This window comes from Exiguobacterium alkaliphilum 12/1, assembly GCF_000714435.1.
GTDB classification, from domain to species: domain Bacteria; phylum Bacillota; class Bacilli; order Exiguobacteriales; family Exiguobacteriaceae; genus Exiguobacterium; species Exiguobacterium alkaliphilum.
This window is the reverse complement of record NZ_JJMW01000032.1, coordinates 109,480-119,624: the sequence shown is the minus strand read 5'-3', so window position 1 is coordinate 119,624 and position 10,145 is coordinate 109,480. Positions and strand designations below refer to the sequence as shown.

Below are 10,145 nucleotides of genomic sequence, written 5' to 3'. Positions count from 1 at the left end.
AATATCAGAAATTATTAGTAGAGTTTCATCAAAATGAAGAATCTATGGAGATGATCAGATGGTAAAAAAATATTGATTATCATGACAATTATGACAGTTTTCAGTTTTTCACCAAGTATAGATGCAAAAGGTAGCGTTAGTAATGGGTCACAAAATCACCTTCCTGAATTACTTGATCGTGTATCGCGTAGCCCCATTACCCCATCTTTTCGGTAAGCCCGTGTCCAGCGATTTTTACAAGAACTCATACGCCGTTCACCGAGTACCTCCACATCGAATCCACATCCCCGGAAGATTTCCACAGGGAACTTCCCTTCCAACGTCTGTGCTATAAAGAGTTCCTTGAACTCATCTGTATACGTGATCCCTTTCGGGCTCACAGATTTAACGTAAGGATTTGCGGCTAGCGCATCTATTTCTTTTGACGTAAACATCTTCTTCGACACTCGAATTCACTCCCAATATGATTTAGTCCAGTGTACACAAAAACCCTGAGCAGTAGACTTTTTTAGTGTCTACTACTCAGGGTACAGTTTAGTGGGCGCTTTCTTTGTTTGTAGTATAGCATTAGCGAATTTGTTCTGCATTGAGGACCGTCTTCATCGCACCGTAGCCACCGAGGATGTTTTGAATATCCTTGTAGCCGAGCGATTGAAGGACACTCGCTGCCATCCGTGAACGGACGCCGGATGCGCAGTGGACGGCAATCGTCTGATCGGTCGGGAGACCTTCGTGGTCGCGTGCGAGTTTACCGAGCAAGATGCGTTCGGCTTTCTCGTAGTGGCTCGCGTTCCATTCCGTCGCATTCCGGACGTCGAGGACGAATACATCGCCTTTTTCTGCAGATTCGATGGCTTGCTCCGCTGTCATATCCGTGTACGTTTCCGTCAATAGCTCTTGACCGAGCTCTTCGACTGGGACGACGAAGCGGAGGCGGTCGAGACCGATCGATTGGAGATCTGTCTGCACTTGATCGACGTCTTCCGCGCTCGCGATGAGCGTGATGTCTTTGTCGAAGTTGACGAGCCAGCCGGCCCATGAGACGAATTTCGTGTTGTATGGGATGTTGATTGTGCCTGGGATGTGTCCTTTGGCAAACTCTTCCCCTTTACGTGTATCGACGACTTGCGTCTCTTCGACGAGTGTGTCGAGGCGGTCCGTGCCGACGACTTCTGGACGAGCAATCATGTTCGTCACTTGGATGCCTTCTTTGTTCACTTTCTTCATCATCGCGAAGTAGTTCGGCGGCTCTGGTTGGTCCGTCGTCAACTCTTTGATGAACGCGTCTTTGTCTGTCATTTGAAGCGCCCAGTTCGTCGCTTTCTCGTAACCGACCGTCGACGTCGGGATGGCGCCGAGCGCTTTTCCGCAAGCGCTGCCGGCACCGTGGCCCGGCCAGACTTGGACGAAGTCAGGGAGAGCTTTGAATTTCTTGAGCGAATCGAACATTTGCTCGGCGCCGATTGCGGTCGTGCCTTTCACACCGGCTGCCTCTTCGAGAAGGTCAGGGCGACCGATATCGCCGACGAAGACGAAGTCGCCTGTGAAGATTCCCATCGGTTGCGTCTGGTTGCGGTCGTAGAGCAAGAATGAGATATGTTCCGGCGTGTGACCTGGTGTGTGCATGACTTCGAGCGTCACGTTACCGACTTTGAACGTGTCGCCTTCTTTGACGAGTTGTGAGTCGATGTCTTTCGCGAACGCGTATTTCCACGAAGCGTCGCCTTCATCTGACAAGTACGCTTTCGAACCAGTGCGCTTGGCGAGCTCGAGTGAGCCTGAGACGAAGTCGGCGTGAATGTGTGTCTCGGCCGTGGCGACGATTTTCATGCCTTCTTTTTCGGCTTCCTGCAAATAAGGTGTGATGTTACGTGCCGGGTCGATGACGACGGCCTCGCCTGTCATTTGGCAACCGACCATATATGAAGCCTGTGCTAATTTTTGATCATAGAAATAACGTAATAACATATGAAATACCCCCTAAGAATAGTTGACTGTGAATGATTGTGGTTCTTGAAATGGATCGAAAAGAGCGTTAGACCGTTTCGCCCGTCCAGCTCATCATGCCGCCGTCGACGTTGACGACGTCAAAGCCGAGCGAGTCGAGATAAGCGGAGGCGTTCATGCTACGACCGCCTGCTGCGCAGATGACGTGAATCGGTTTTGAACGGTCGAGCGCTTCGACGTGTTCCCCAAATTCAGACAGTGGAACATTTTTTGCCTGCTTGATATGGCCCCCTGCATATTCATCGGTCTCGCGAACGTCAATCAAGTTGATCGTCTCATCGGCCTTGAGCAACGTTTCAAGTTCAGTTGTCGTAATCGTCTTCATGTGGTGATCGTCTCCTTTTTTAAATCAGGTTTGGCAACGAGAATCTTTCGTTGGCTTTAATATACCCCCTAAGGTATACTGAGTGCAAGTAGAAAGATTGGAGGCTGAAAAAATGCGTAAACTCGTGATGTTGGTGTCATTTTTAGTAGTTGGCACCCTTTTAATCGTACTATTCACATCTAATAAGGGAGAAATTACTAAAATTGACGTTGAAACATTACAAAACAGATTGGAAAACGAAGATATAACGTTGATTGACGTACGAGAAGTGGAAGAATACGAGGGGGGGCATATTGAGGGGGCGGTGAACGCACCACTTTCTTCATTAAATGCGACCGAATTACCTCATGTGAAAGACGAACCGATTTACATCATCTGTCGTAGCGGAAACCGAAGCGCCCAAGCCGCTCAGATTTTGAGCGACCGCGGCTATACGGAAGTGTACGACGTCACCGGCGGCATGATCGCCTGGGAACAGAAATAGAACTTACTTTTCATAAGTAGGGAACTGGAGGATTGTTTTATGGAGTTAGGGTTTATCATCACTATCTTTTTAATCGGGTTCATCGGGTCGTTCATCTCGGGGATGGTCGGTATCGGCGGTTCGATTATCAAATATCCGATGTTGTTGTACATTCCGCCGCTCCTCGGCTTTGCGGCGTTCAGCGCGCATGAGGTGTCCGGAATTAGCGCGATTCAAGTGTTCTTCGCGACAATCGGAGGCATTTACGCATACCGAAAAGGCGGCTATCTAAACAAACAGCTCATTCTTTTCATGGGTGTGGCTGTCTTGATCGGTAGCTTTATCGGCGGATACGGGTCGACACTCTTGTCGGAGAACTTGATTAATGTCGTCTATGCGGTGCTCGCGACGATTGCGACCGTCATGATGTTCATGCCGAAAAAGAATGTCGAAGATTTACCGCTCGATGAAGTGACGTTCAACAAAGTCATCGCGGCCGGCTCGGCGTTCGTCGTCGGGATCGCCTCAGGCATCGTCGGGGCCGCCGGAGCGTTCATCTTGATGCCGATCATGCTCGTCGTCTTGCGCATCCCGACGAAGATGGCGATTGCGAGCTCGCTTGCGATCACGTTCATCTCGTCCATCGGGTCGACGGCCGGCAAGATTATTACCGACCAAATCGTGTGGGAGCCGGCTGTCATCATGATTATCGCCAGCTTAATCGCTGCGCCGCTCGGGGCGAACGTCGGGAAAAACATGAAGACGAAGTCGCTCCAGCTCATCTTGGCGCTCCTCATTTTGGCGAGCACGGTCAAGATTTGGCTCGACATCGTCGGGTAATTGAAGTCAGGCTGTCGAACTTTGTTCGGTAGCCTCAGACTGTAGACAAAACATTGTCTGCAGTTTTTTTATTTGTCCGACCGGGCACAGCTCGCTTTTCTGGGGGCAAGCAGGGAGCCGCATCGCTTAACGCTGCTGGGTCTCCCTTTGCTTGCTACTCCCCTAGAAGTCTCGCCATGCCCTTGGTCGGTCCACGCATCCATCCCTCTTTTCGTACCCTCGCCCCTTTTTTATAATGAGAGGTAGAGAACCCGTCATGGAGGCGATGCTACCCTTTGCCGCCCTCAATCTCAAGAAGATGGCAGTCTTGGCATGGAAGGACGTCCAATCCGCCTGAACAGGGTCTCGGGCAGAACGCCTCAAGGCCCGAAAACGAAAAAGTCACGTTTCAGTTCGCCTGAAACGTGACTTTTTCTACAATCTGAGGCTATCGAACTTTGTTCGGTAGCCTCAGGCTGTTGACGAACCCATTCGCAAAAAGCGGATGGGTTCGTCTTTTTTTGTGCCCCACGAGCTCGAGGCGCTCTGCCCGACATAAAATTGAAAAAATGCTATGTAGACTGTCGTTTTCGGCCAACAGGTTGGCGCGGTCCATCGCCTCATTCCCCCGATAGAACGTGAAGCGGAGACCGTGGAGCTTCTTCCCGTCGGCGAACGAGCGCTCCACCGTTTGTCGCACGGAACGGATGTTGAACAGCGGGCCGAGGAGGATGATCTTGATGAGGATCTCGGGGTCGGTGCCGGGCTGTCCGGTGTTCCAGTACAGCGGCGCTCATCCGACGGCGCCGTAGACTCCTGAGGGATCAGCGAGCGGAGGGAGACCCAGCAGCGACAACGTCGCGATGCGGCTCCCTGCTCGCCCCTAGGAAAGCGGAGGCGCCAAGAGGATGAGCGAAAACATTCTTTTAGTCAACAATCTGAGGCTATCGAGCTTTGTTCGGTAGCCTTTTTACATACATGTGGAAGGTGTACAACGATTTCACACAGTCTGTTCAGTTGAATTAAGTTCAAGAGAACGTTAAAATACGATTCATACGTCCGTGCATTCAATCGTGAGTTCACGATTTGAACAATATAAATGCTTATGTGGATACATGTAAGAATCATGATGAAGGAGTGTTTTTCAATGAATCATATGAATCCACCGAAAGGGAGGATGGCGCGATTCCGTCAGGCGGCAGCGAACTCGTTCCGGACGCATCGTCTGTTCTGGCTATTCACGCTACTGTTGTGGACGAAATCGACGATCGCCTATCAGTTCTTCTTTAACATCCCAATCGATAACGCGATGCAGTCGTTCATCCTGCTCATCAACCCGCTCAGCTCGACGCTGTTCTTGTTCGCGTTCAGCTTCTTCTTCAGCGGGAACAAACGCAAGTGGGCCCTCTACATCTTATACGCGGCCTCGTCGCTCATCTTGTTCGCCGATACGACATATTACCGAGAGTTCACGGATTTCTTGACCGTGCCGGTCTTGTTCCAATCGTCGAACATGGAGACGTTGTCGTCTTCGTTCTTCTCACTGCTCCAGTGGAAGGACTTGCTCATCGTCGGTGACTTGATCGTCTTGCCGTTCTTGCTTTGGAAATTGAATGAGACGGGCAAGGCGTCGCGTAAACGCGTCATCGCCACGTTCGTCGCGGCAGCGGCCATGTTCGGTTTCAACTTGGCGCTCGCCGAGACGGAACGCCCGGAACTCTTGACGCGCTCGTTCGACCGCGAACTGCTCGTCAAAAATCTTGGGACGTTCAACTTCCACGTGTACGACGCGATGCTCCAGACGAAGACGTCGGCCCAAAAAGCGATGGCGGACGGGTCGGAGTTGGCGGAAGTCGAGCAATACACGCGACAAAACTACGCCGCGCCGGACCCGGAGCTGTTCGGGAAGTATAAAGGCAAGAACGTCATCGCCGTCTCGTTCGAATCGGCCCAAAACTTCACGAACCATATGAAAGCGCCGAACAGCGAATACATCACGCCGAACTTGAACAAACTGATTGAAGAGTCGCACTTCTGGCCGAACTTCTACCATACGACCGGCCAAGGGAAGACGTCGGACTCTGAGTTCGCCCTCGACAACTCGCTCTTCGGGTTGCCGCGCGGCGGGGTCTACTTCACGAACGCCGACAACGAGTACAACGCGTTGCCGGAGCGAATCAAGCAAGAAGGGTACCATTCGGCCGTGTTCCATGCGAACAACAAATCGTTCTGGAACCGTGACCAAATGTACGCCAACATCGGCGTCGATTCGTTTTATGACCAAGACTATTACGACTTAGGCGACCCGGCCGATATGACGGAATGGGGACTGCTCGACGATGAGTTTTTCTTACAGTCAGTGCCGATGATTGAAGAGCTCCCGGAGCCGTTCTTCGCGAAGCTCATCACGCTCACGAACCATTTCCCGTTCACGATGCCGAGTGAGGAGCATGAGCTCGTACCGAAGTTCGAGACGAACTCGACGACGCTCAACAACTTCCCGCAGGCGCTCGCCTATCAGGACTATGCGCTCGGATTGTTCATCGACGAGTTGAAGGCGAACGGCATGTGGGACGACACGATCTTCATCGTTTACGGCGACCATAACGGCATCTCGACGAACCATAACGCCGCGATGGCCGACCTGCTCGGGAAAGAAGAGATCACCCCTTATGACGTTGCGAAGTTACAGCAAGTACCGTTCGCGATTCACTTGCCGGGACAAGAAGAAGGGGTCGTCCATGACGGGATTGGTAGCCAAATCGACATGAACCCGACAATCCAGCATTTGCTCGGAATCGATACGTCGGACCAAATCGGCTTCGGGAACGACTTGTTCGCCCCAGAGCGGAACGATCGCGCCATCTTCCGAGACGGGACGATGATTACGAAAGAGCACGTCTTCACGCAGTCGATGTGCTATGAAGCGGAGACGGGCGAACTCGCAGCCGAACCGGAAGCATGTGAGCCACTCGAAGAAGAGGCGAATCGCGTCCTCGAGATGAATGATGCGATCATCTACTCCGATTTGCTCCGATTCAGAGAACAGAATGAATGAAAAAAAGAGAGAGTCCCATCTCTCTTTTTTTGTGGTCTTGAATCAAGATGCGAACGAACGTGGTAAGATGACAAGAGTCATAACAGGAGAGAGTGAAGCGAATGGAGTATACGGGAGAACGGGTCATTCCCGATCGGATGAGTCCGATGAACGGGATGTTGCTCGAACACATTGCCCGCTATCAGTTTTCATTATTGTATTTGAACGGGCGCGTGCTCGACTTCGCGACCGGGAGCGGCTACGGCGGTCAATTGATTGCGAAGACGTTGAAAGGGACCGTGCAGGAAGTCGTCGGCGTCGACGTATCCGAGACCTCGATTGCTTATGCGAGAGGGCGGTACCATCATCCGAACGTCACCTATCTCGTCGGGGACGTGCTCGACCGGACGCTACCGGAGCGGCTCGGTCAATTCGACTGCATCGTCAGTTTTGAGACGATTGAACATGTCGCGGACTTTGAGTGCTTCATGGAAAACGTCTGGACGATGTTGAAACCGGGTGGGACGCTCGTCTTGTCGACGCCGTTCGGACAAGGAATTGGGCAGCCGACGAATGAGCCGTTTCATGCCCATCAGTTCACAGAAGCGGAGTTTGAGGCGCTGTTCGAACCGTTCACATCGGTCGACTACTACTATCAACGAGGTGTCCTCGTGGAACCGAAACGCCCGAGCCGACATTATCCGTTTGGGATTGCGGTCGCGATAAAATGATGAAACAAAAAGCCCGATGAACAGGTCATCGGGTAATGAAATAGTAGAGTAGCCCGAGCCCGAGAAAGGCGAGCGGCAATAAAATGATATAAATCCAGGACACCATCGACCAACTCTTTTTCTGACTGTACTCGGACGTGTCTTTCCCGAGCCCGACCATGATCGTGAAGACGAGGGCAATCAGGCAGACGAGGAGCGCTAATCCAATTGTGAGGTACATGTTGTCACATCCTTCATAAATTCTTCATACGTTTAGCATAGCTGAAAACAAACCGGAAAAGCCTCTGAAATGTTGGGATTGTGTGTCCAACAGTCAGAGGCTTTTGTCACGATTTCGTCTGTTCGATATATGCCTCGGCCGCATCGATTGGAATGCCGAGCGTCTCATGGATGACGGTCAACGCGCTCTCATTCCGCTTGTCTGTTTCGGCGGCGACACAATCTTGCGGTACGTGGAGCTCATACTCGCGCATGTACCCGTCATTCGCCGAGAAGAGGATGCAGATGTCTGAGGCGACACCGGTCATGACAATCTTTTCGACATCGAGTTGCCGCAGCAAAATGTCAAGCTGCGTCCCGTAAAAGGCGGAATGGCGCGGCTTGATGATGAAATACTCTTTGTCTTCCGGCGCGATGCGTTTTGCGATGTCGCGTCCGTTCGATGATTCGACGTGACGGACGATGTCCTCCGTACTGTCTTTCCACTGTCCGAAGTTGTCGTTACAGTAGATGACCGGTAAGTCATTGTCTTTGAAGTGACGTTTCAACTGTAAAATCGGTTCGACAATCGGTTCAGTGTGGCGCAGCAGGTCGTCCCCGCCGACAAAGTCGAAGTCGTTGAACATGTCGATGATGAGCAGTGCCGTCTTTCGCATACGTCTCCCTCCTAACGAAGTTTCTTTATAGTAGGGGAGTACCACTCCATCCGACCGTTTAACCGTTATTCGGCGAACGTTTTACTACGGAACATGAACGCCGTGATGATGTAGAAGGCGACGACATGGATGAGAACGTAGAGGGCGGAGAACCAAATCGTCACGTCCATCGTTTCCATGAAGCCTGGACTTTGGTAATAGACGGACAAATCGGTGTGCAAGAAGACGATCCATTTGGCGATGGCCGGCTTCCACGTGATGAGGAGACCGCCGATCATCGTCGACAGGAAGTTCGCGAGCACGGTGAAGCCGATGACGACGCCGGTCGATTTGAAGACGACCGAGAACATGAGCGTCAGAAAGATGACGAACACGCCGCTTGACACGCTGAGCAACAAGTTACGGAACTGTTCAAACGTCAAGTTCCCATCGAGTGTGAGCGCGAATCCGTACGTCACGGCCAAGATGAAGACAAACTGGGCGAGCATGATGAGCAGGGCCGCCAACAGTTTTGACAAGAGGATCCGGTCCCGCGAATACGGGCTCATGAGCAAATGTTTCAACGTGTCGTACTTCAACTCATTCCCGATCATCTCGGCGGTGAAGACGATTGTGAAGATGCCGAGGAACGTCATCGCGGCCATCGCGGCGAAGTTGACGAACGTCTCGGCATCTCCGTCACCGCGGACGAGGACGTATGTCAAGATGATGATGGCCGTATACATACCGAGGGCGATGAACGGTTTAATCGTTCGGCGCCACTTCATAAATTCATTGGCTAGTAATGAACGCATTGTTCGTACCTCCTTCTTTTTTCGTCACTTTCAAGAATTGCTCCTCGAGCGTCTCGTGCTTCATGCCGATTTGATAGACGGACAAGCCACGGTCGACGAGCTGTTTCAATAGATGCGGAATGTCGCGCTCTGGGCGCGGAACGAGGAACGTCTCCGCCGACTGTTGGACAATCTTGACGTCGTCGAAGGCGAGCGCCGCCACGTCGAGCGCATCGTTCATGTGAGCCCGGTCCACTTTGCATAAAATGACACTTTCCGTCTGGAGTTCCCCGTCGCCACCTTGGACCGACTTGATTTGACCTTGGTCGATGATGGCGAAACGGTCCGTGATCATCTCCATCTCACTGAGCAAATGGCTCGAAATTAAAATGGCGATGCCACGGTGATCGGCGAGGTGCCGTAAGTATTGACGCAAGTCGGCGATTCCGGCCGGATCGAGCCCGTTCGTCGGCTCGTCCAAGATGAGCACTTTCGGGTTATGGAGGAGGGCGCGGGCAATCCCGAGTCGTTGCTTCATCCCGAGTGAGTATTGCTTCACTTTCATATCGAGTTTCGTCTCGAGCCCGACGAGTGCGCCGAGGGCGTTCAAATCGACTTTTTTAAGTCCCGGGATGAGATTCATCGCGTGAATCAAGTTTTCCCGACCCGTCAAATACGGATAGAAGGCCGGGTTCTCGACGATGGCTCCGATGCGACTGAGCGCTTGTTGACGATCGGTCGCGACGTCGAACCCGTCGACGGTCACCGTCCCATGTGTTGCGGGCATCAGACCCGTGATGATGCGAATCGTTGTCGTCTTTCCAGCTCCGTTTGGCCCAAGGAATCCGAAAATCTCACCCGGGACGACTTCAAAGCTGACGTTCGTCAATACGTTCGCTTTCCCCATTTTTTTGTGTACGTTTTGTACGGTTAACATGCTGTCACCTAGCTTTCGTTGAGAGTATTTACCAACTTGCTTACAACAGTATTACGGAGCAGCCTGAAACAAGGTTTCACCTTTTTTTGAAATCGATGAAACGGACGGGTCGGTTCACAATTTATTGATAAGGAAAACTTATTGAAATAGTATGGACGAATTGTGAATTTGAATGGGT

Annotated in this window: 12 protein-coding genes; 4 read left to right on the top strand and 8 right to left on the bottom strand. The window is 51.8% G+C overall.

Annotation, left to right across the window (positions count from 1 at the left end; translation table 11 throughout):
- Window positions 1-155: 155 nt before the first annotated feature.
- The 3 genes from RT52_RS17585 to RT52_RS07785 form a co-directional block, all read right to left on the bottom strand.
- Window positions 156-434 (bottom strand): HTH domain-containing protein, encoded by a 279-nt coding sequence (locus RT52_RS17585; protein ID WP_376778081.1) that lies wholly within the window; start codon window positions 432-434, stop codon window positions 156-158.
- Between the two features lie 133 nt (window positions 435-567).
- Window positions 568-1,968 carry an MBL fold metallo-hydrolase gene (locus tag RT52_RS07790; protein WP_034816504.1) on the bottom strand — a complete coding sequence of 467 codons (1,401 nt, stop codon included), beginning with the start codon at window positions 1,966-1,968 and terminating at the stop codon, window positions 568-570.
- Window positions 1,969-2,035: 67 nt separating this feature from the next.
- Window positions 2,036-2,332: a rhodanese-like domain-containing protein gene (locus tag RT52_RS07785; protein ID WP_034804381.1), complete on the bottom strand. Its 297-nt coding sequence runs from the start codon at window positions 2,330-2,332 to the stop codon at window positions 2,036-2,038.
- Window positions 2,333-2,444: 112 nt separating this feature from the next.
- Between RT52_RS07785 and RT52_RS16185 the strand changes: the two genes are divergently transcribed.
- Window positions 2,445-2,816, top strand: a complete 372-nt coding sequence (locus RT52_RS16185) for a rhodanese-like domain-containing protein (protein ID WP_245175496.1) — start codon at window positions 2,445-2,447, stop codon at window positions 2,814-2,816.
- A gap of 39 nt (window positions 2,817-2,855) precedes the next feature.
- Window positions 2,856-3,635 (top strand): sulfite exporter TauE/SafE family protein, encoded by a 780-nt coding sequence (locus RT52_RS07775; RefSeq protein ID WP_034816501.1) that lies wholly within the window; start codon window positions 2,856-2,858, stop codon window positions 3,633-3,635.
- A gap of 427 nt (window positions 3,636-4,062) precedes the next feature.
- Here the strand turns inward: RT52_RS07775 and RT52_RS17040 are convergent, their stop codons facing one another.
- Window positions 4,063-4,401 (bottom strand): transposase, encoded by a 339-nt coding sequence (locus RT52_RS17040; RefSeq protein WP_260577615.1) that lies wholly within the window; start codon window positions 4,399-4,401, stop codon window positions 4,063-4,065.
- A 360-nt stretch (window positions 4,402-4,761) separates the two neighbouring features.
- Here RT52_RS17040 and RT52_RS07770 point away from each other — a divergent pair, with 360 nt between their 5' ends.
- Window positions 4,762-6,672: an LTA synthase family protein gene (locus RT52_RS07770; protein ID WP_051690305.1), complete on the top strand. Its 1,911-nt coding sequence runs from the start codon at window positions 4,762-4,764 to the stop codon at window positions 6,670-6,672.
- Window positions 6,673-6,773: 101 nt separating this feature from the next.
- Window positions 6,774-7,382, top strand: coding sequence for a class I SAM-dependent methyltransferase (locus tag RT52_RS07765; protein WP_034816498.1), 609 nt, complete (start codon window positions 6,774-6,776; stop codon window positions 7,380-7,382).
- 25 nt (window positions 7,383-7,407) lie between these two features.
- On the opposite strand, the gene RT52_RS07760 is transcribed toward RT52_RS07765, so the two are convergent.
- From RT52_RS07760 to RT52_RS07745, 4 genes are all read right to left on the bottom strand, one after another.
- Window positions 7,408-7,602, bottom strand: coding sequence for a hypothetical protein (locus RT52_RS07760; protein WP_034816495.1), 195 nt, complete (start codon window positions 7,600-7,602; stop codon window positions 7,408-7,410).
- A gap of 106 nt (window positions 7,603-7,708) precedes the next feature.
- On the bottom strand, window positions 7,709-8,257 hold the full coding sequence (locus tag RT52_RS07755) for a cysteine hydrolase family protein (RefSeq protein ID WP_034816492.1): 549 nt from the start codon (window positions 8,255-8,257) through the stop codon (window positions 7,709-7,711).
- Between the two features lie 65 nt (window positions 8,258-8,322).
- A complete protein-coding gene (locus tag RT52_RS07750; protein ID WP_034816521.1) occupies window positions 8,323-9,051 on the bottom strand; it encodes an ABC transporter permease in 729 nt (242 codons plus the stop codon).
- A complete protein-coding gene (locus tag RT52_RS07745) occupies window positions 9,029-9,967 on the bottom strand; it encodes an ABC transporter ATP-binding protein (RefSeq protein ID WP_034804367.1) in 939 nt (312 codons plus the stop codon). The genes RT52_RS07750 and RT52_RS07745 overlap by 23 nt, the downstream gene beginning before the upstream one ends.
- Window positions 9,968-10,145: the final 178 nt, after the last annotated feature.